At 56.5% G+C, this 19,403-nt stretch carries 16 protein-coding genes and 1 pseudogene; 10 read left to right on the forward strand and 7 right to left on the reverse strand.

What is annotated here, in order from left to right; translation table 11 throughout:
* Positions 1–10: 10 nt before the first annotated feature.
* The 5 genes and pseudogenes from thrC to PG5_RS34870 form a co-directional block, all read left to right on the forward strand.
* A complete protein-coding gene (gene thrC / locus PG5_RS12555) occupies positions 11–1,399 on the forward strand; it encodes a threonine synthase (RefSeq protein WP_020797501.1) in 1,389 nt (462 codons plus the stop codon).
* On the forward strand, positions 1,396–1,833 hold the full coding sequence (locus PG5_RS12560; RefSeq protein ID WP_020797502.1) for an Lrp/AsnC family transcriptional regulator: 438 nt from the start codon (positions 1,396–1,398) through the stop codon (positions 1,831–1,833). The genes thrC and PG5_RS12560 overlap by 4 nt, the downstream gene beginning before the upstream one ends.
* A gap of 114 nt (positions 1,834–1,947) precedes the next feature.
* Positions 1,948–2,988, forward strand: coding sequence for a homoserine dehydrogenase (locus PG5_RS12565; protein ID WP_020797503.1), 1,041 nt, complete (start codon positions 1,948–1,950; stop codon positions 2,986–2,988).
* A gap of 12 nt (positions 2,989–3,000) precedes the next feature.
* Complete coding sequence (locus PG5_RS12570; protein WP_020797504.1) at positions 3,001–4,419, forward strand: aldehyde dehydrogenase family protein; 1,419 nt, start codon at positions 3,001–3,003, stop codon at positions 4,417–4,419.
* A 54-nt stretch (positions 4,420–4,473) separates the two neighbouring features.
* A pseudogene (locus PG5_RS34870) lies at positions 4,474–4,661 on the forward strand (histone-like nucleoid-structuring protein, MvaT/MvaU family); the annotation flags it as partial.
* 427 nt (positions 4,662–5,088) lie between these two features.
* On the opposite strand, the gene PG5_RS12575 reads toward PG5_RS34870, so the two are convergent.
* From PG5_RS12575 to PG5_RS12585, 3 genes are all read right to left on the reverse strand, one after another.
* Positions 5,089–6,384, reverse strand: coding sequence for an OprD family porin (locus tag PG5_RS12575; RefSeq protein ID WP_042955353.1), 1,296 nt, complete (start codon positions 6,382–6,384; stop codon positions 5,089–5,091).
* A gap of 133 nt (positions 6,385–6,517) precedes the next feature.
* Positions 6,518–6,973, reverse strand: coding sequence for a type II 3-dehydroquinate dehydratase (locus tag PG5_RS12580; protein ID WP_020797506.1), 456 nt, complete (start codon positions 6,971–6,973; stop codon positions 6,518–6,520).
* A gap of 15 nt (positions 6,974–6,988) precedes the next feature.
* Positions 6,989–8,344 (reverse strand): MFS transporter, encoded by a 1,356-nt coding sequence (locus PG5_RS12585; protein ID WP_042955354.1) that lies wholly within the window; start codon positions 8,342–8,344, stop codon positions 6,989–6,991.
* Between the two features lie 166 nt (positions 8,345–8,510).
* Between PG5_RS12585 and PG5_RS12590 the strand changes: the two genes are divergently transcribed.
* Positions 8,511–9,395: a LysR family transcriptional regulator gene (locus PG5_RS12590; RefSeq protein ID WP_020797508.1), complete on the forward strand. Its 885-nt coding sequence runs from the start codon at positions 8,511–8,513 to the stop codon at positions 9,393–9,395.
* Between the two features lie 2,204 nt (positions 9,396–11,599).
* Here PG5_RS12590 and PG5_RS12600 read toward each other — a convergent pair.
* The 3 genes from PG5_RS12600 to PG5_RS12610 all read right to left on the reverse strand — a co-directional run bounded on the left by PG5_RS12600 (position 11,600) and on the right by PG5_RS12610 (position 14,237).
* Complete coding sequence (locus PG5_RS12600) at positions 11,600–12,481, reverse strand: universal stress protein (RefSeq protein ID WP_020797511.1); 882 nt, start codon at positions 12,479–12,481, stop codon at positions 11,600–11,602.
* Positions 12,482–12,961: 480 nt separating this feature from the next.
* Positions 12,962–13,423 (reverse strand): hypothetical protein, encoded by a 462-nt coding sequence (locus tag PG5_RS12605; RefSeq protein WP_020797512.1) that lies wholly within the window; start codon positions 13,421–13,423, stop codon positions 12,962–12,964.
* 154 nt (positions 13,424–13,577) lie between these two features.
* A complete protein-coding gene (locus PG5_RS12610) occupies positions 13,578–14,237 on the reverse strand; it encodes a c-type cytochrome (RefSeq protein WP_020797513.1) in 660 nt (219 codons plus the stop codon).
* A gap of 175 nt (positions 14,238–14,412) precedes the next feature.
* Between PG5_RS12610 and PG5_RS12615 the strand changes: the two genes are divergently transcribed.
* Positions 14,413–16,092 (forward strand): HAD-IIB family hydrolase, encoded by a 1,680-nt coding sequence (locus PG5_RS12615; protein WP_020797514.1) that lies wholly within the window; start codon positions 14,413–14,415, stop codon positions 16,090–16,092.
* A gap of 3 nt (positions 16,093–16,095) precedes the next feature.
* On the opposite strand, the gene PG5_RS12620 is transcribed toward PG5_RS12615, so the two are convergent.
* A complete protein-coding gene (locus PG5_RS12620; RefSeq protein ID WP_020797515.1) occupies positions 16,096–16,350 on the reverse strand; it encodes an Lpp/OprI family alanine-zipper lipoprotein in 255 nt (84 codons plus the stop codon).
* Between the two features lie 223 nt (positions 16,351–16,573).
* On the opposite strand from PG5_RS12620, the gene PG5_RS12625 reads away from it, so the two are divergent.
* From PG5_RS12625 to PG5_RS12635, 3 genes are all read left to right on the forward strand, one after another.
* Positions 16,574–17,221 carry a BON domain-containing protein gene (locus PG5_RS12625; RefSeq protein WP_042955355.1) on the forward strand — a complete coding sequence of 216 codons (648 nt, stop codon included), beginning with the start codon at positions 16,574–16,576 and terminating at the stop codon, positions 17,219–17,221.
* A 185-nt stretch (positions 17,222–17,406) separates the two neighbouring features.
* Positions 17,407–17,925, forward strand: a complete 519-nt coding sequence (locus tag PG5_RS12630) for a GNAT family N-acetyltransferase (RefSeq protein WP_033043832.1) — start codon at positions 17,407–17,409, stop codon at positions 17,923–17,925.
* Between the two features lie 91 nt (positions 17,926–18,016).
* Positions 18,017–19,384: an erythromycin esterase family protein gene (locus tag PG5_RS12635; protein WP_020797519.1), complete on the forward strand. Its 1,368-nt coding sequence runs from the start codon at positions 18,017–18,019 to the stop codon at positions 19,382–19,384.
* The last annotated feature ends 19 nt before the right edge of the window (positions 19,385–19,403 follow it).

Consider the following 19,403-nt stretch of genomic DNA (forward strand, 5'->3'; position numbering starts at 1 on the left):
GGGAGTGACCATGGATTATGTAAGCACACGCGGCGGTGACATGCGGGCGGACTTTCGCCGTGTGGTGCTGTCGGGGCTCGCCGAGAATGGTGGCCTGTATGTACCAACCCGTTTGCCGGTATTCACAGAGAAACAAATCACCAGCTGGTCATGGCTGCCGTTTGATGAGCTGGTATGGCGGGTAATCTCGCCATTTGTTGGTTCGTCCATGGACGAAAGCACCCTCCGAGCATTGCTCAGCGACAGTTATCGACAATTCAAGCACCGCGCTATTACCCCGCTTGAGCAGATCGGGCATAACGAGTGGATACTCCAGCTGTTTCATGGCCCGACGCACTCTTCCAAGGATTTCGCCGCGCAGTTGCAGTCGCGCCTGGTCAAGCATTTTCTGGAGGAGGTGGGTAGAGAGGCGTTGGTGGTCGGTGCAACCAATGGTGATACAGGTCTCGCGGCGCTTGAAGCCTTTGCTGACTGCCCGGCTGTCCGCATGGCGATACTGTATCCGCGCGAGGGGCTTGCGCCTGAGCAACTCAGTGCCTTGCAGGCAGCCGACCCAACGCGGGTTCAGCTGTTTGCGGTTGACGGAAATTTCGATGATTGCCAGACGCTGGTCTCCCGACTCTTGCGTGAGTGGCCGTTGGACGCAGTGATGCCGGTCTGTTTCAACTCGACCAATTGGATCGGCGTCCTGGCCCAAATCGTTTTTTACTTCCACGCGGCGTTGCAACTGGGGGGTGGTTCACGTCCCGTCGGCTTTAGCGTTCCCGCTGCCAGCTCGGCCGAGATATGCGCAGGTTACATTGCGCAGAAAATGGGATTACCCATCAATCAGGTGATCATCTCTACCAATAGCAATGATGCGCTGCACCAGTTTTTTCATTGCAATCGCTACTCCACCCGGATGACCAGTCGAACAGTTTCGCCAGCGATGGACTTCTCGTTGTTTTCCAACCTGGAGCGGTTTATCTGGGAGATTTACGAGCACGATGGCTGCTCAACAAAAGCGCTGATGGAGCAATTTGAAAGTTGCGGAGAAATGAGCATCGGCAATCAGCAATGGCTGCGTGCCCGAGTACTCTTCGATTCCTATGCGGTAGACGAATCCCAGGTGCGCGATGAGGTGGTCGAACTGTTTCGAGAGACAGGTTCCGCCATCGATCCTCACACCGCTGTCGGTGTGCTGGCCGGCCGGCTTCATCGACGCAGCCTGGGGGCGCCAATGGTCACCTTCGGGCAAATAGCGCCGGCCAAGTCGGCAGCGCTGTTGGCAGAGCTCGGCGTCTGGCAAGCAAGCGTTGCGAGGACTGTCGAGGTGCGCGAGCAACTGCCTTACCTGGCCAAGGGCGATCTGGAGGGCCTGTGCCAGGCTCTCCGTCTGGCACAGCAGAGGCTTCCATGAAGCGCATTCTGGATCCGCTGGACGAACGCATACTGGCCGAACTGACCGCCAATGCGCGAATAGCCCATATCGAACTGGGTGCCAAGATCAACTTGTCCCGTAATGCTGTGCGTCAGCGTATCGAGCGTCTTGAGCGCGATGGTGCGATCCAGGGCTACACAGTCCTTCTCGGTGAGTCACGACGACCTACATCGCTTATCAGCGCGGTGATCTTTGTCTACCGCTATGACCGCATGCGTGGCGAAGAAGTACTCGCGGCTCTGCGCTCCATTCCCGAAGTCGTGCAGTGTGAAGTACTCAGTGGTGAGTTCGATTTGATGCTGCGCGTGAATGCCGCCACACCTGAACGTGTCCACCTCGTGTGGAAGGAAATTGCGGCCATGTCGGGGGTGGAAAACACCGTGACATCGTTCGTTCTTTCCGCGGTGTTTTAAAAGATCGCGCTTGGGCAAAACGCTCAACTAATACAGCAGACTGCCATATTCAACTGCCAAAGCTCCGCTCTTAGGATGTTCCTATCGAACAACATCAATAAAGGAACAGCTGTTATGACTGAGTACAAAATTGCCTTGGTAGGGTTTGGTGGCGTGAACCGTGGCTTTGCCCAATTGGTCGCCGAGCGTAATGCCGAGTGGAAAAACTCCCTGGGTTTCACGGTTAAAATCGTCGGTGTTACCGATCTGTTCCTTGGCTCCATCGTTGCCAAAGAGGGTCTTGATGCAAAGCAGTTGGTCGCGCTACCGGTGGAAAAAGGCGCATTCGCTCACCTGCCTGGCGGCAAGGCTGAGGCCTTCAATGAAGCCGTGATCAAGAACTCCGGTGCAGACATCATCGCTGAGGCCACTTTCACAAACCCGGTGGATGGTGAGCCCGCAACTACCTTTTGCCGTTGGGCCTTGGAAAGTGGCATTCATGTAGTCACCACCAATAAGGGGCCCATTGCGCTGCACGGGGCCGAGCTCAAAGCGTTGGCCCGTCGCAACCAGGTGGCTTTCGAATACGAGGGGGCGGTGATGAGTGGCACTCCTGTGATTCGCCTGGCCAAGCAGGCCTTGGCGGGTGCTAACGTCCAAGGTTTTGAAGGCATCCTCAATGGCACTTCCAACTATGTGCTCAGCCAGATGAAAGATGGCCTGGCGTTTAACGATGCCGTGGTGCAAGCGCAACAACTCGGCTACGCCGAGGCCGATCCAACCGCCGATGTAGAGGGGTTTGACGTACGCCTCAAGGTGGTCATCCTGGCCAACGAACTGCTGAATGCACGACTGAATGTCAGTGATGTAGCGTGTTCGGGCATCAGCAATATCAGTGCGCAAGATATTGCTCAGGCAAGTGCCAATGGTGCGAGCTGGAAACTGATTGGCTCAGCCGATCGTGCAGCCGATGGCTCGGTTCGAGCGAGTGTCGAGGCCCGGCTGCTGCCGGATTCGCATCCTCTGGCAGGTATCGCCGGCGCCACGAATGCCGTGTCATTCAATACCGAACTGCTGGGAGCTGTCACGGTGTCCGGGCCTGGGGCAGGGCGTATCGAGACGGCCTTTGCATTGCTGTCGGACATCGTCGCCATTCACACCACCCACGGCAAGTAACAGGAGGTTGTCATGAGCGTATCCAGCATGGCCAGTATCCAGCTTGTGGAAGCCAAACAGATTGATGTGTTCAGTCCATTCGATGGTCGCTTGGTAGGAAGCGTCCCTTGCCTTGATGCAGCCGCAGTTCCTGGCTTGCTGGAACGCGCGCGAATCGGCGTGCGCGAGAGTGCGGCAATGCCTCGTCACCTGCGTGCGCGCATTCTTGAGGATGCCGCTCGGTGTGTGGAGCTTGAGTCTGATGCATTTGCCAAGCTGATCGTTGCAGAGGCGGGAAAAACGCTGCGACAAGCAGAGAAGGAGGTGAAGCGTTGCGTGAACACCTTGAAGCTATCGGCGGAAGAGGCGCGTCGTAACGCCGGTGAAGTAATTCCATTTGGGGCTTATGAAGGATCGGAATCGCGGCAAGGTTGGTTCACACGGGAGCCGTTGGGACTTATCGTCGCCATCACCCCCTATAACGATCCGCTGAATCTGGTCGCCCATAAGCTCGGCCCGGCCATCGCCGGCGGCAATGCCGTGATTTTGAAACCCTCGGAACTCGCGCCGCTGTCTGCTCTCAAGCTCGTCGAGTGCTTGGTGAAAGCGGGGCTTCCACCCTCTGTGATTACCCCGGCTACGGGTGGCGTTGACCTGGGTAAAGCATTGGTGGAGGTTCGCGACGTACGGATGATTTCCTTCACGGGTGGTTTTGCTACGGGTGAGGCCATTGCTCGTACCGCCGGGTTGAAGAAGCTGGCAATGGATCTGGGGGGAAATGCCCCGGTTCTTGTGCTTGAAGATTGTGATATCGGCCCGACCGTTGAGTCCTGTGTGTCGGGTGCCTTTTGGGCAGCAGGGCAGAATTGCATCGGCACTCAACGCATCCTCGTACATAGTTCAATTTATGAGGAGTTCCGTGAGCGTTTTGTCAGTCAAACGCGCGCCTTGGTAGTAGGTGATCCTAACCAGCGAGCAACGGATGTAGGCCCGATGATTACGGAGCAGGCGGCGCGCCGTACGGAGCAATTGGTCAATGAAGCACTGGCCGAAGGTGCTGTCCTTCTGTGTGGGCACCAACGCCAAGCTGGAAGTTATGCGCCGACCGTGCTCGAGCATGTGAGACATAGCAGTACGATTTGGCAGCAGGAAGTCTTCGCGCCGGTGGTTATCCTGGAACCTTTTGATCATCTGGACGACGCCGTTGCTCTGGCTAACGCAACAGAGTACAGCCTGCATGCAGGTCTTTTTACACGTGATATTTCCAAGGCTTTAAAACTATCGCGTCAGATTGAAGCGGGTGGCGTAATGATCAATGACTCTTCGGATTATCGTTTCGATGCCATGCCTTTCGGTGGTTTCAAGTACGGAAGTCTGGGGCGCGAAGGTGTTCGATTTGCGTATGAGGACATGACGCAGCCTAAAGTGGTCTGCATCAGCGAGTTGGATTAAACCTACAAAAAAAATTGCGATTGCCTCACATCGGGTGGACGCTTTTTCTGACGCCCGATGTCCGGTCGTCGTGCACCAGTTACTGAGTCCAGGACCAGCACTCGTAAGCCTCGTCAGGTAAAAGTCTACAAAAAGCCGCACACCGGCGGATCGTCGAAACCAAAGGCGGCAATCACAAAACGCTGAAGGAATGGAAAGTGCAACACGGCTCCGCGACCGTTGAGTCCTGGCTGACCAAGTGATTTTGGTTTGAGAACAAAAGGGCCCGTCGAGGGCCCTTTTTTGTGGGCTCCTAAATTTCGCACACCGCGTACACGTCGCGGGCTTAAACCCAACTTCATCCCTCCCATCGACACCTGGTGCGAATCAGCGCCTATGCCTGCGACCGTCAATCACGCAAAAGCAAAAAGATTCACGAGCGCTGTTGACACATCAATTCGTAATTCGGACGCTCATCCCACTGACTCCCGCAGTGGTTCCATTCGGGCTGGTTACCGGGTTTATGGCTATTGAGATGGGAATGTCGCTAGGCATGAGTATGGAGGAGACACGGCTCCTCTACTCAGGTTCGGCTCAGCTCGTTGCACTCCGGTTACTGTCTGCCTTTGTGGGTCGGCCTTGGTTCGCAAGGCCGGGTACCGATGAGCGCAGTTGGCTCAACTGCCCCCCCTACAACAACGATATTGGGTAGCTGATGAACAGCCGGTTTTCGTCAAACTCATTGGTGCTGAAAGTCTTGCGGATACTTGAGTTTCTCCATTTGACGCTTAGGTTTTTCAACGTGCCGGACTGCACCACATAAGCCAGTTCTGACTCGCGCCCCCATTCCTTGCCATCGGTAAACGCTCCCGAGTGCACGTTGTCGCCACTGATGTAGCGGTTCATCATGGTCAGTCCCGGGAGGCCCACTGCGACGAAATTAAAGTCATGGCGCACCTGCCAGGAGCGTTCCTGAGCATTATCAAAACTGGAGTTGTAGCTGTCGTTCGCCAGCGTGCCGCCACTGGCTCCGTTGACGCGCATCCAGGCAGTGTCTCCGGTCAGTTTCTGTAAGCCCACATAGAAGGTGTTGCCCCCCAGTTTTGCCGAGAACAAGCCGAAGGCGGTTTTGTTGTCCATGTCGCCAGCGAGGGCGGCACCGTCTTCCTTGCCGGTGAAAAAGCCCATGTTGGCGCCGAGCGTCCAGTCGCCCACCGGCTGGCTGTGGGTCAAGCTGATGTATTGCTGCTGATAGATGTCTTTGAGTTCGTCATACCAGAGTCCAATGGTGGTGCGTTTCTCGTTGAAGGTGTATTCACCACCACCGAAGTTGAATCGGTCAGACGTGAACGCCGCTTTGCCGTTCATGGACATGTCTTCCATGCTGGCGTCGTTACGCGGGCTGTTCTGCCTGATCTGACCGCCGTACAACGTCAATCCGCTGATTTCCTGGGAGGTGATCTGGGCGCCTTGAAAGGTCTGCGGCAACGAACGGCCGTCATCGGAACGGAGAATCGGCAGCGTGCTGACCCATTCGCCTACCTTGACCACCGTCTTCGACACCTTGGCCTTGGCGGCAACGCCAAGCCGTCCGAAATTGTCGGCGGGGCGTCCGTCATCATGGATAGGCAAAAGCTGAGTGCCGCCCGTGCCTTTGCCGCCGTCGAGTTTCTGTGAATAAAGCCCCAGCACATCAACACCAAACCCTACGACTCCCGGGGTATAACCGGAGCGGGCGTCAAGGATGAAGTTTTGCGTCCACTCCTCAGCCTTGCCCTGAGGCGCGGCGCTGCTGGGGTAGGCGGGGTTGACGAAATTGCGGTTGATGTAAGCATTGCGCAGATTCAGCGTGGCGCTGGCGCCCTCGATAAAACCGCTGTTTTCATCGGCCTGGACAACGGCGACCTGTCCTGCACCGAGTGCCAGGGCCAGGCTTATCAAGGAGCGTCGTACGGGCACGTTGCAGTGAAAAAGAGGGGAGTACATGGAGGTGTTCTCGCAGTGGATTATTGTTTTTTTGTGTGCACTTATGAGGTCGGCACCTGGATTTCAGGCGCAGGCGGCCCGGCTAACCTTCTGCCAAAGAGACCGCCGTATCAGGAGTAAGCGATGAGATGCGTCAGTTGCCCAGGGCCTTGCGGCGCAGCAGGTCATCAATGGCCCTGATAGCCAGGGGATAACCGTCGGCTCCCATGCCGCAAATAACGGCGTTGACCACACCGGACATGATCGAGTGACGATGTAGTTCATCGCGGGCGTGGATGTTCGACAGGTGCAGTTCGATCAGCGGTGTATCGAGCAACTTCAGGGCATCGAGCACCGGAATCGAGTGAAACGAAAAGCCGGCCGGGTTGATGATCAGCGCCGCGCCCTGTTCAAAAACCTCCTGGATCCAGTCGACCATCACGCCTTCGTGGTTGGTCTGGCGAAAGTCGCAGACCAGGTCAAGTTCCTCGGCCAGTCTTTCACTGGTCTGGCGAATCTGATCAAGCGTGGTGTGGCCGTAGATGTGCGGCTCGCGCCGACCCAGCAGGTTCAAATTAGGGCCGTTGAGGATGAAGACAGTGCGGTTCATGGTCGTCCTGCTGCTTTATTTAGTGAGTATGGCGGTGGGGGTGGTATCAACGGTGTCTTGTGCAGCGACGGTATTTAGGTCAATACCTCGGGTTTCCGGGCCGATGACGATCATCGCCAGCGAGATCAGATTGATCACCGCGCACAGCGTCACCAGAGGCCACGGCGAGTTGTTCGACTGGGCCATCAGATAGACCGCGATCATTGGCATTGGGCCGCCAATGACCAGGTTGGCGCCGGTGTAGGCCAGTGCGGAACCCGAATAGCGAACCTGGGTCGGGAACGCTTCGGCGAATGCCACGGGCTGGATGCCGCTCTGGAACTGGGTGAAGCCCAGGAACAGCCCCATGATTGCCATGATGGCGGGGACGTTCAGGGTGTTGAGGATCGGGAAGTACACGAACAGGATCAGCAAGGTCATGCACGAACCCAGCGCCAGCGCCTTTTTTCGACCCCAGCGATCGGCCAGGTAACCACCGGCCAGTGCACCGAATATCGCGCAGACGTTTGCCACCATCAGCGACATAAAACCCGTTTGCTGGCTAAAGCCCAGGTGCTTGGTCAGGTAGCTGAGGGAAAAGATCACGATCAGATAGAACAGCGCAGCGGGCGAGCAGAAGAACAACATCAAGCGCAGGATGGTCTTGTAGTGGCTGCCGACGGCGGATTTAAGTGGGCTTTTTTCCTGTTTGACCGGAGTCTTTTTCAAGGCAACGAACGCGGGTGTTTCATCGACTTTCAGGCGGATGAAGATCCCGACCACCACCAGTATGAAACTGAGGAGAAAGGGGATTCGCCAGCCAAAACTTTCAAACTGCTCGCTGGACAACGTGGCGGCCAGTCCCATGAGCACGCCGTTGGCCAAAATCTGGCTAAGCGGTGAGCACAGGCCCAGCATGCCCGAATAGCGCCCACGGCGATCGGGTGAGGCGTGTTCCAAGGCCATCAGTTGGGCGCCGGTGGACTCACCGCCCAGTGCGAAGCCTTGAATGATGCGCAGCAGCACCAGAAGAATCGGTGCCCAGACGCCGATCTGACCATAAGTCGGCAACAGGCCCATCAGTACTGACGCCAGCCCCATCAGGGTCACGGTGGCCAGCATCAGGTTGCGACGGCCCAGTTTGTCGCCGAGGTAGCCACAGGTAATCGCGCCCAATGGGCGAGCGGCCAGACCCACACCGAAGGTTGCCAGCGAGGCCAGAAGGCCCGCCGTTGGTTCCATCGCCGGGAAAAACAGCTTGGGCAAAATGGTTGCCGAAATCGCGCCATACAGCGTGAAGTCAAACCATTCCAGCGCGGTGCCAATAGTCGCGGCGGTCACCGCTTTGCGAGGCATGCGCGAATCATGAGTCTCGTGACTTGTCGTGCTCATAGAGGTGCTCGTCGTTGTTTTTATGGTTATGGGTACTCACACGTTCCCATTCGGGGCAGGGCCACTGGAAGGACGCGTCGAAGTGGGTAGACGTTAACGCATCCTGCTTGCAGAATAATTATCGAAATCTGCACAAATACATAAGCCAACCTTATGAGTACGCCTAATGGAACTGCGACATCTGAAGGCCTTTGTCGTTGCGGCCGACCTCCAGCATTTCAGCAAGGCCGCCGAGCAGCTGGGCATTGCACAACCGGCGCTCAGTCAATTGATGCGTACCCTTGAATCAGAGTTAGGCCTGACACTGTTCAGGCGCGAGAACCGTGGCGTGGCATTGACCGCTGCCGGCCTGGCGTTTCTGCCCCATGCCAGGCAATCCATTGAGTCTAGCGAACTGGCGATTGCGGCTGCGCGGCGTGCCAGGAGGGGCGAAGTCGGCGAAATCAACATCGGCTACCATTCGGCATTGTTCGAGGCCAATCTGCCGCAATTGCTGCGGCATTACTTCAGCACGTTCCCCGAAGTCAAAGTGTCGCTGGTGGATGCGGGTATTCGCGCGCAGTTTGAAATGCTGCTCGATCACAAGCTGGATCTGGCGTTTGCCAGGGTGTTCAAGGATCACCTTCCAGACCGGTTGCGCACACATCATTTCAGTCAGTCCAATCTCGTCCTGCTCATGCCGGACAACCACGAACTAGCCGAACGTTTTACCGGCGAGCTGGCGATGCTGCGGCACGAGAAATTCGTATTTTTGCAGGACACTGCCGGTATCGGCTTAACCTCGCACACACTGCAGGCCTGCCGACAGAATCAACTGCATCCGGAGAACATCATGTATGTGCCCTCGTTGATGAGCATTCCCGGACTGGTCGCAGCGGGCATTGGTTTGAGTATCGTGCCGGAAACCATGACCCGACTGACCATGCCTGGCGTGCGGATAATTCCGTTGGCTCAGCCGGAAATGGTCAGTGAGCTTTCTCTGATTTCGCGCATTGATGAGCGTTCCAGCGCCGTGTTGCACTTCATCGAGGAAGCTCATGGTTGGGGTTGATGCTTTAGCGCTTCTGGGCCCTTTGCTTTTGCGTACAGGCTCAGGTTTGGCTGGCCGCTTACGCTGCTCAGTCCGAGGATTTTGGTTTTGCGAACTATGAGGTGGAGGAAGTGAAGTGACTTGGAAACAGAGCGTAGCCAGCAAGCCTGAATTCAGGTCTTACTGGCAAGGCGTTTCAATCCCATCCAACACGGCAACCACTAACGCCTGGCCATTTCGATGGAGTGGAAGGTCGACCACAGCAACCGCACATTGGCGTCAGTCTCGCTGATAAAGATCTGGGTGGAATTTGCTGGTGAGCTCTGATTTGGTAAGGGGGGAGGGTTCTCAGGAGAGGTTTGGGTTGGATGTGCAGTTGATTACGTCAGGAGGATGATGTTTGATTGCATGAGGTAGAAATTTCTACCTTTGAGCTATCAACCAGCGAACACCATAGCGGAGGGATAAGTCGATGATCCTTACTTATTAGCAACGCGTTCTCCATGAGGTTAAGCTTGCTTTTCTCACCGCACAGACCGGCGAAAAAGATCGATATTTTTCGACGTCCGAACAACTCACGGCCTATTTAAAGAACAGGCCCGACATCAGATTCCACATCTACGCCACAACCGTAGGATCGGAACTTTCCCACGATCCAGAACCGGAAGGTGCGTATGGCGGTGTGTTTGGTGACGTTTTTTATGGCGACGAAGTCTTTTACGACAGCGTTAAGGGATGCGTTGTGACATACACACAGACAGGACGAATCTGGGGTGGTTAGTTACCTGGATGAATGCTGTGAGTCTCTGGGCCTGCTCACAATGCTTTGTAATCTCCAACAGAAAATGAATTTGCTTGGATGTGGATGTACATGCGCAAGGTGCTTCAGGTTCGGTGATCAGTGGGTAGAACTGGGAATGGGGGCAGGCAGAACTCCAGACTGATGAGGTGAGCAACCGAGAACAATCCAAATACATGATTTAACATAATATACATTATGCGTATCGCCTTATACGGACGTGTGAGCGTGTGTGGTCAGATTTAAAGCCTGGCTCACAGGCTCTCCGACTCCAGATCGGAATCCGATAGCTGCTCCTGCGACGGCATTCCGTAACACGCGATGAACAGGTCTTTGCAACCCGGTTCGCGATACCAGTCGACTACGTCAGCAATCAGATCGTCCAAGATCCGGTCAAGATGTCACTGGAGCCACTCCTGGCATTTATCTCGTATTGATAACGCGCCTTGGAAAAAACGTCCCGATGTTACTCGATCCAATGTTCACGACGATCAAGCCTAACTCGTTGCCGGATCGGTTCAGGGATCGCATAAAACAGGGTCAACAGATCGTGTTTATCAGCCGGTTTGCCTATCCGATCTTCAGGAATTCTGTCTGCAGCTTTCAGATGCTCATGTGCGGCCTTGATCGCTGGGTGGTCAACTTCATAGGTTTCTTGACCTGGCCAAGCTTGCCATTGGGCATTGAAACGAAGCTTTTAAGCAGGATTTCCATGCCAAGTGCAGCATTGGTCTGAGCAACTGGTAGCATGTTGTCGCAATACTTAAGGTGCTTTGCGGCCTTTTAATACCGTTATGCGCTTTCGACCATTCATGGCGTCAGATGCTGCGGCATTAGGCTTACTCCCGATTGAAATTTTCAACCAGAGCTTAACTCGAACGGATCTCGTGCGTTTAATGTTGAGATGAACTCGCCCCTTCAGCTGCCCGCTCCGTTATGACCAAAAAGAATAACTAAACTAAATGTCTGTTTAGTTGAGTTAGCTAATAGTAGATTTAAACTTCAGTGATGCGAAACCACCCTCCTCTAAGGCTAGGCAAAACACTGGGAATATAAAACTAGATTCAGATACTGCTCTCTCTGAAAGTCTCGAATGGCTCAATCCTCAACACCTTGCGGATACCTAGGTAACTGGAAAATCCGTCGATGAGAAGGACCAGACCAAACGCCAAACCCAGATTCCGCAGGGGTAACCTAGGCGGTGCTCCTCATCTCTCCTGCCATTCGGGCGAATACAAAACCGCGTTATGGCATCAATCGGCACGTGCAAGTTCGATGTCGCAATACTCCGGCCCAGACACCGATAAACCAATTCCAGGCTGATGATATGTCGATGCAGTCGTTCACATGATCGCCGCGTGGTGCAGCCCCCTCCCCTACATCCAGTTTCTACAAAGGCCCATTACGCGCGCCTGTAACGCCGCTTCTATACCGCCAGAATGCTGCATGGCGCCTGGTACAGGATGTGCTCGGTGGTGCTGCCCAATAACTTACCCAGACCACGGGACTGGACTTTGCCCATGACGATCACATCCATTTGATGGTCGTGGCTAAACTCATTCAAGACTGCGATCGGGTGTCCTTCTATGAAATGCCGGCGATCGGACGGCACGCCGAACTGGTCGGCCAGCGCCAGAAAGGCTTTTTTCAGATCCCTGCCGAGCGCCTTGGTCAGTTCAGCAAGGGTAAGGCCGTCATAGTCCGCCAGGTACGCTGCCGAGATGGTGCAGGCGTACAGCAGATGCAGCTCGGCATCGCACTGCAGGGCAAGGCTACTTGCCTGCTGGATGATCCGTTCGTTCAACGTGTTGTCGGCGGGCGTGGTATCGGTGACCTCGACAGCAGCCACCACTTTGCGTGGTAACACGTGCCGGCTGCTTCCCACCAGATACACCGGCACTTGGCAATGGCGCAGCAGTTGCCAATCCAGCGGGGTGAAGATTGCCCGTTTGAATGCCGACTCATGCCGGATTTGCTTGATCAGCAGATCAGGTTGCATGTCGGTCACATAATCGATGATGTCCTTTTCCATATCTTCAGCCCACGCCAGTTGCGTGGTCACTGTGATCCCCCTGCCATGCAACGGGGCGGTCTGCTCATTGAGCCAGTCGTGATGGGGTCGCAGGCAATCCTCACGAAGCTGTAACCTGTCGCGCTCCTCAAGCATCCACAACCCTTTTATAGCGGGAACAAGTGCCAGGATATGCAGACTGGCGCCGCTGGCCCTGGCCAGCGCCATCGCATGTTGTGCCGGGTATTGGCGCAGCGTCGGATCGATTATCAGCAACAAGCGTTGATACTGGCTCATGACAGGTCCTCCAGTCAGATGAAAGTCCTACATGGACGAGTGCACGAGCGCCCCGTCCCAGGCTTCCAGCCCTTCCAGTTACTCAGCATTCAGAAAGTCGCTCATGCATTTCTGCGCCCAAGAGCCAACCCCGCCACTTTTTTTGATTTTGAAAGTCTGCCCTGCTTGCGACTTGATCTACATCAAGTCTGCGATCCCTTGTTCCAGCTGAATCGAATGGCCGGGGCGTGTTGTCTAACGCTGACATAAGCTTTGAACCCGTTCTGTTTGCCTGTCCCCGCCACCGCGCAGAAACGACTTCAGCGTTGATAGCGACCGAGTGTTGAGCACGTTATGGGGTTCCAGCCAGGCTCGACGTGCCTGCGCGACCCCGAAACGCAACTGGGAAAAATCAGCCGTGCGATGCGCATCCGAATTGATACTGATCAGCACACCTTGATCCCTGGCGTAGATGAACATGCAGGCACGATTTGCAGTATGTCACTCAAGCGTCAGGCGCTTGGCCAGTTCGGCGTCTGGCTTCCACAGGGCGTTGATACAGGCCTCTCCGTCTTCCTCCGTTACAGGCTCGAGTGACTGCGGATCCAGTAGGTGGCTGTCGACCAGCGCAATGCGCACGACGCCGTTTTTGTTGAGCAGTGTTTGCGCCTGACATTCGCACAAGGATCGTGATAGGGCTTCGATGGGAGGCTCTATCTCGGCTTTTTCAAGTTCGATCTCGAAACGCGCGGAGCAAGAGCTCACCAATTCCCTCAAAGTATGGGCAGCATAGTAATACGCCATGAAATAACCCGCCGGCAACGCCAGCGAGATCAACAGCAGGTAGGTTGCGTCACGTTTCCAGAGCCTTTTGCCGGGTCGACGCAGGTTTCCTATTGTCGCTCCCCTGCTCCGCCACCAACCTTGCACCGCGTGAATACCGATCAGCTTGTTGATGTTCATGACCCAGCGCCCTTACCCATCCATGAGACCAGCATGCGGCCGATAACAGGATGCCCATTGATTTAGATCAATCTGGCTGCACCCGAGCAGCGCTGGCGTGATCACGCCATGTCCAGCCGGAGTTGCGCCTACATCTTTTCGCCCTGTCCGCCGCTCATTGCCTGGCCCCGAGTGTCGCCATGTACTGCGCGACCGACTGGGCATCCACTTGAGACAGCGCATGATCCACCTGCTGCATCGGAGCCCCGTGGGGGCGCTGCACATTTTGCTGAAGCCGCAGGATCTGGCGAGCCATGTACATCGCATGCTGACCCGCCACCCGTGGAACCTGCCCATTGCCCCGCCCGTCCGCACCATGGCAGCTGCTGCATGCGGCGACGCCTGCCTGCGGCAAACCCTGGCGGAAGATCGATTCACCGCGCGCATCCGGCGTATCGGCTTGCGCCTTCATGGCACTCTGGCTCGAAAAATAGTCGGCCAGTTCAACAATCTGAGTCCCGGTCAAATGGGTCAATCCGCCCATGTAGCGATTACCGGGTACATCGTTGTGGCCATGCTGTGTGAAGTCGGTCAGCTGTAAGGTCAAATAGTCCTTTTGCTGGCCAGCCAGCTTTGGAACCAGGGGCGAGACAGACTCCCCCGTCAGCCCGTGACACAACGAACACAGATTGTCGGCCATGGCGATCGCGGACATCGGTACCGCTTCTTGCGCCCCGTCTTCATTGGACCCGGTGCAGCCCAGGAGCGTGGCCAGGCCAATGACCAGAATGGTGGGTGACCGGTTGTCAGTACGTTGCATGCCCTTGACGTTCATGACCTGTACCCCTGAAGTGCGCTTTTAACCATTTTCGCCCGGCGATCGCACCTGAAATTGACAAAAATCAATGCTGGCGCAAGGAATCAGCATCCCAATACAGACGTGAAATCGGTAGACGGGCAGCTCGTGTTCTGCCCTGCCTCTCTCAATTGAGTCAGACAATGGAGCAAGCATGCACTTCCTGGCCTTGGCAGTGGACTATGACGGGACCATTGCCGAAAACGGCAGCGTTCCACCGCAGGTCTGCGCAGCGCTCGGCAAACTGAAAAAAAGCGGCCGCAAGCTCGTGCTGATTTCAGGCCGGGAGTTGCAAGCGCTCAAGCATCATTTTCCACACCTGGATCTGTTTGACAGGGTCGTTGCGGAAAACGGCGCGATCTTGTACGACCCGAGCACAGACACCGAGGAGCTTATTGCAGACCCCGCTTCGACCGAGCTGGTGGGCCACCTGCGCGACAAGGGTGTCACGCCTTTGTCGATCGGTCGTTCGGTCATCGCCACCTGGCAGCCGTTTGAAAATGCGGTGGTCAGCAGCATTCGAGAGCTCGGCCTTGAACTGCAGATAACGTTCAACAAGGATGCGATCATGATCTTGCCAACCGGCGTGAACAAGGCGTCTGGCCTTCTTGCAGCCTTGCGCGAGTTGGGCATATGCGAGCTGAACGTGGTGGGCGTGGGCGATGCGGAAAACGACCACTCCTTTCTATCGATCTGCGGCTGTGCCGCGGCGGTGAACAATGCCATAGCGTCGATCAAGTCCAGCGCTGACCTGTGCCTGACTCATGATCATGGCCAAGGTGTCTGCGAACTGGTCGACATGCTGCTGGAAAAAGACGCGGCACTGGTTTGCGTCGAACGCATTGGCGTCCAGTTGGGCCAGTCCACCCATGGCCGCAAGCTCTGGCTGCCTGCGGAATCGGTGATGTTGGTCGTTGGCAATTCGGGTGCCGGTAAATCCAGCTACATCACCTGGCTGACAGAACGAATGGTCCAGGCTCATCAGGGATTTTGCATCATCGATCCAGAGGGAGACTATCTGACGCTGGAAGATGCGGTAACGATCGGCGGGCTGACCGCCCCCCCGACGACAGAAGAGTCGGTGCATTACCTTCTACAGGCTCAGCTCAATGTGGTGGTCAACGCCCTTGCCCTGGATCCCGCAGCGCGCGTGCAGCTGTTTGGCGAACTGCTGCCCTTTATCCAGAATTTGCGCAGCGCTTCCGGCCGGCCTTACTGGCTGATCGTCGACGAAGCGCATTACATGCTTCCCCACTGCGCAGGTTGGCCGCCGGGTTTTCTCGGGGACATTGGCGCAATCATCGTTGCCCTCGACTTCGATCAGGTCTGTCCGGCACTGCTTGAGGGGGTAGACGTACTGGTGACACTCGGCAGCACCGCCCGGGAACTGGTCGAACAGTTCGCCAAACGCATGCAGCGCCCGAGCCCAGGGTTTCCAGAACGCTCGCCAGGCCTCGAAAACGCCTGTCTTTGGAATGTGCACGAAGGCGACGAGGTCTTCCTGCTCGATCAGGTGCAGCCTCATCAAAAGCACCACCGTCACAGCGGCAAGTACGTCGCGGGAGATGTGGGTGCATGGCGATCATTCCACTTTCCCGCACTTGGCCAGAGCGCCTCTAACCTGACTGAGTTTTTGTCCTGTTCAACACGACTTGAAGAGCCCGCCCTTCGCGAACATATCAATGTCGGGGATTTTTCCAATTGGTTTCGCAAAGTGATCCGGGACGACGTGCTTGCCAATAAGACCCGCCTGATCGAGACGGACACAAGCCTGGCACCCGGGCAGGCAATGGAACAGATCAGGCGACTTGTACAGTCACGCTATCACCTCTGAATGTCACTTAGGCGTTCCCTTTTCGATCATTCGGCTGGTACGGGCATTGGCTTCATCGGCGGTCCGTTGTGCCTGACGTGCCACTTCCATCGCCAGTTCCGCCTTGAGGTGCGCCTCATCGGCCCTCAATCGCGCCATTGCGGCGTTGTTTTCAGCGTATTCCAGCCGGGCATCCAGTTCCTGGGCCTGCTTACTACTGCATCCGGCAGTGGTGGCTAGAAGAATACCGAGGCAAACAACAGGCAAGCGCTTGTCCATGATCTTCTCCAAATAAGTCCCGGCTGCGAAGGCCAGTCAAACGCAGTATCCAACGCCACTGCAGGCTTTTTCTGACATTTATCAAAAAACCGGCTGGCCAATGGCAGAGCGGGCGACTGCGGCCTTTTTGATTTAACTCAATGTCCTGGTGTCGCTCAGGCGTAAAAAAAGACATGGGCTTTGGCAGCCCATGTACTTCAGTCATGCGGGAGAGGACAGGATCATGAGCGACATAACCTTGCGCAATACCATTTTGGATGAGCTTGATTTTCAACCCGATATCGACGCCGCCCACATTGGCGTGAGCGTGGACAATGGCGTTGTCACACTCTCCGGACACGTAAAAAGCTATGCCCAGAAAGTCAGTGCCGAACGGGCAGTCAAAGCGATCAAAGGCGTGCGTGCCGTGGCTGAGGAAATACAGGTCCGGCTGGAAAAAGGCGCAGGTACGGCCGATGACACCATCGCCAATCGTGCCGTCAACATTATCTCCTGGCGCTCCGATACGCCCGAAGGCGACGTCAAGGTCGTCGTGCAAAAAGGCTGGGTAACCCTGGAAGGCCAGGTGGACTGGCAATACCAGAAGGAGCTCGCCGAAAGCGCGGTGCGCAAATTGTCGGGCGTTGTGGGCGTGGACAACCGCATCACCCTGCGCCCGAGAGTCAACGTCGTCGATATCCAGCAAAGTATCGAAGAAGCCCTCAAGCGCAACGCTGAAGTCGACGCCAAGGGCATACGTATCAAAGTCGAAGGCAGTGTCGTGAAACTGGAAGGCAAAGTGCACTTCTGGCGCGAGCGTGAAATCGCCGAACGAGCCGCCTGGTCGGTGCCGGGAGTCACCAAGGTGGAAGATCAATTGCTGATCGCCTGAATGATCGCCCCGGCTAACCCCAGGTTACCCGGGGCGATCCAATGAGCATGCGTGGCGGACTCACCCTGATCGCCTCACTCGTGCCTGATCCAGATCAAATCCGGGAACGGCCAACGGCGTAGAAAAGAATTGAAACTCGCAGGTTTTACTACGCATCAAGAGAACGCTGGATGGAGGGCCGCACGATGCTCGCTTCCAAGAGCCCCGATGTTTGGCATGACTGGGACTACGCCCGTGGAAAATCCCGGATTGATGTACTCAGCAACGGTCGTGCGGTGTTGATCCGGCATGTCGCGCAAGCAGATCGAGCTTATGAATGCGCCCTTGTCCGGCAGTTGGCGCCGGCGTCCCGGCACGGGTTTTTACTCGGGCAACAGCACGAAGCTCGCAAGGGCCAAGGCTGCATAGCGCTGGTCCACGAAAATGGCCGTTTGAGCGCAATCGGCGCCAGTCGTTATGCCGCCATGGGTCAATACCAGTGCGAATGCGCGCTGACCGTCGCCGCTGCCTGGAAACGCCTGGGCCTGGGAACGTTATTGATGGAGCACTTGATCGACGCCGCCCGCAGTAACGGCGTCCACCTGTTGTACTCGGTTGGCGCCTCCAGCAACGCGCCCCTGCGCGACCTGGCCAGATGTCTTGGTTTTGAAGCACACGACGACCCCTTCGACCCCCAACAGGTCATTCACCGCCTGTACCTGTAAACCCGTGCAATGTTTTCGGGGCGCTTGAGCCTCTGGTACGACCCGAGCGCCATGCCGCCACCAGCAGCCTACCTTTCGGAGGATGGCGTTCATGAACTCTCATACGCAATCATTGCTGGAACAACTTTACGGCCAGCAACATCACGATGACACGTCGCACATAGCGCCGGTGTTGCATCGATACGCCGAACCGTTGCCGGACCTGGATTCCCCCGCTTTTGGCGACCTGTTTGACCGCTACGCCGACGCGCGGGTGGTGATGATCGGCGAGGCGAGCCATGGAACCCGGGAATTCTATCGAACCCGGGCTGCGATTACCCAACGGCTGATCGAGCGGCACGGCTTCAATATTGTCGCGGTGGAAGCCGACTGGCCCGACGCCGGCCATGTCGACCAGTATGTCCGAGGGTTGGCGCATACGGCGTGGAAGCGCCACATTTTCAGCCGCTTCCCCACCTGGATGTGGCGCAACAGCGAGGTGAAGGCTTTCACCCACTGGCTGCATCAGTTCAACCATCAGCAAGCGCCTGAACATCGCGTCGAGTTTCGCGGCCTGGATGTCTACAGCTTGCGTAATTCCATTCATGAAGTACTGAGCTATCTGGATCGGGTTGACCCGCGCCTGGCCCAGGAAGCACGTCGGCGCTATGGCTGCCTGACCCCATGGCAGGATGACCCTGCGCTGTATGGCCATTTTGTCGAGCGCGCCGGTGTAATGCCCTGTGAACAGCCGGTGATCGATCAGCTCAATGCCATGCTGGCTGAACAACTGGCCGGGCTCATCCGCAACGACGAAGCCTTCTTCAATGCGACGCAGAATGCCCGGGTAGTGATGGCGGCCGAGCAGTATTACCGCGCGATCTATCGGGGCTCGACAGCCTCCTGGAACCTGCGTGACCGGCACATGTTCGATACGTTGCGCGCGTTGCTCGAACACCGGGGCTCGCAAGCCAAGGCCGTGGTCTGGGCCCACAACTCCCATATCGGCAATGCCGGCGCCACGGAAATGGGCTGGAAGGGGCAGTTCAACATCGGTCAACTGTGTCGCAGCGCCTTCGGACGCGATGTCGTACTCATCGGCATGGCCACTGACCGCGGTCAGGTGGCTGCCGCTGATGACTGGGACGGCGAGATGTTGATCAAGGACATCCGCCCCTCCCGGCCAGACAGCTGGGAGCATCAGTTCCTCAAGGCGGGCGTTGCAGCGTCGCTGACCGACTGGCGTGACACGCAGCGCAAAGAGCTGCGCAGCGTCCTGTCCACGTGCTTGCTGGGACGGGCCATCGGGGTGATTTACCGTCCCGAAACCGAACGCTTCAGTCACTATTTCGAGTCGATGCTGGCGGAACAGTTCGATGCCATGATCTGGATCGAGCAAACCAGGCCGGTTACCGCGCTGCCGCTGCCGAAAAACCAGCAACTGGAAGCGGAGGACGAAACCTATCCGTTTGGGGTGTGATTTGCTGTCGGAGTGCATA

This window comes from Pseudomonas sp. G5(2012) (assembly GCF_000408945.1).
GTDB lineage: Bacteria > Pseudomonadota > Gammaproteobacteria > Pseudomonadales > Pseudomonadaceae > Aquipseudomonas > Aquipseudomonas umsongensis.

What these genes read in the sequence shown, in the direction of transcription:
- PG5_RS12635 (WP_020797519.1), top strand. Translation starts at nt 18,017, where the DNA reads ATGAACTCTCATACGCAATCATTGCTGGAACAACTTTACGGCCAGCAA.
- PG5_RS12610 (WP_020797513.1), bottom strand. Translation starts at nt 14,237, where the DNA reads ATGAACGTCAAGGGCATGCAACGTACTGACAACCGGTCACCCACCATT.
- PG5_RS12605 (WP_020797512.1), bottom strand. Translation starts at nt 13,423, where the DNA reads ATGAACATCAACAAGCTGATCGGTATTCACGCGGTGCAAGGTTGGTGG.
- PG5_RS12625 (WP_042955355.1), top strand. Translation starts at nt 16,574, where the DNA reads ATGAGCGACATAACCTTGCGCAATACCATTTTGGATGAGCTTGATTTT.
- PG5_RS12630 (WP_033043832.1), top strand. Translation starts at nt 17,407, where the DNA reads ATGCTCGCTTCCAAGAGCCCCGATGTTTGGCATGACTGGGACTACGCC.
- PG5_RS12615 (WP_020797514.1), top strand. Translation starts at nt 14,413, where the DNA reads ATGCACTTCCTGGCCTTGGCAGTGGACTATGACGGGACCATTGCCGAA.
- PG5_RS12565 (WP_020797503.1), top strand. Translation starts at nt 1,948, where the DNA reads ATGACTGAGTACAAAATTGCCTTGGTAGGGTTTGGTGGCGTGAACCGT.
- PG5_RS12600 (WP_020797511.1), bottom strand. Translation starts at nt 12,481, where the DNA reads ATGAGCCAGTATCAACGCTTGTTGCTGATAATCGATCCGACGCTGCGC.
- PG5_RS12575 (WP_042955353.1), bottom strand. Translation starts at nt 6,384, where the DNA reads ATGTACTCCCCTCTTTTTCACTGCAACGTGCCCGTACGACGCTCCTTG.
- PG5_RS12590 (WP_020797508.1), top strand. Translation starts at nt 8,511, where the DNA reads ATGGAACTGCGACATCTGAAGGCCTTTGTCGTTGCGGCCGACCTCCAG.
- thrC (WP_020797501.1), top strand. Translation starts at nt 11, where the DNA reads ATGGATTATGTAAGCACACGCGGCGGTGACATGCGGGCGGACTTTCGC.
- PG5_RS12560 (WP_020797502.1), top strand. Translation starts at nt 1,396, where the DNA reads ATGAAGCGCATTCTGGATCCGCTGGACGAACGCATACTGGCCGAACTG.
- PG5_RS12580 (WP_020797506.1), bottom strand. Translation starts at nt 6,973, where the DNA reads ATGAACCGCACTGTCTTCATCCTCAACGGCCCTAATTTGAACCTGCTG.
- PG5_RS12585 (WP_042955354.1), bottom strand. Translation starts at nt 8,344, where the DNA reads ATGAGCACGACAAGTCACGAGACTCATGATTCGCGCATGCCTCGCAAA.
- PG5_RS12620 (WP_020797515.1), bottom strand. Translation starts at nt 16,350, where the DNA reads ATGGACAAGCGCTTGCCTGTTGTTTGCCTCGGTATTCTTCTAGCCACC.
- PG5_RS12570 (WP_020797504.1), top strand. Translation starts at nt 3,001, where the DNA reads ATGAGCGTATCCAGCATGGCCAGTATCCAGCTTGTGGAAGCCAAACAG.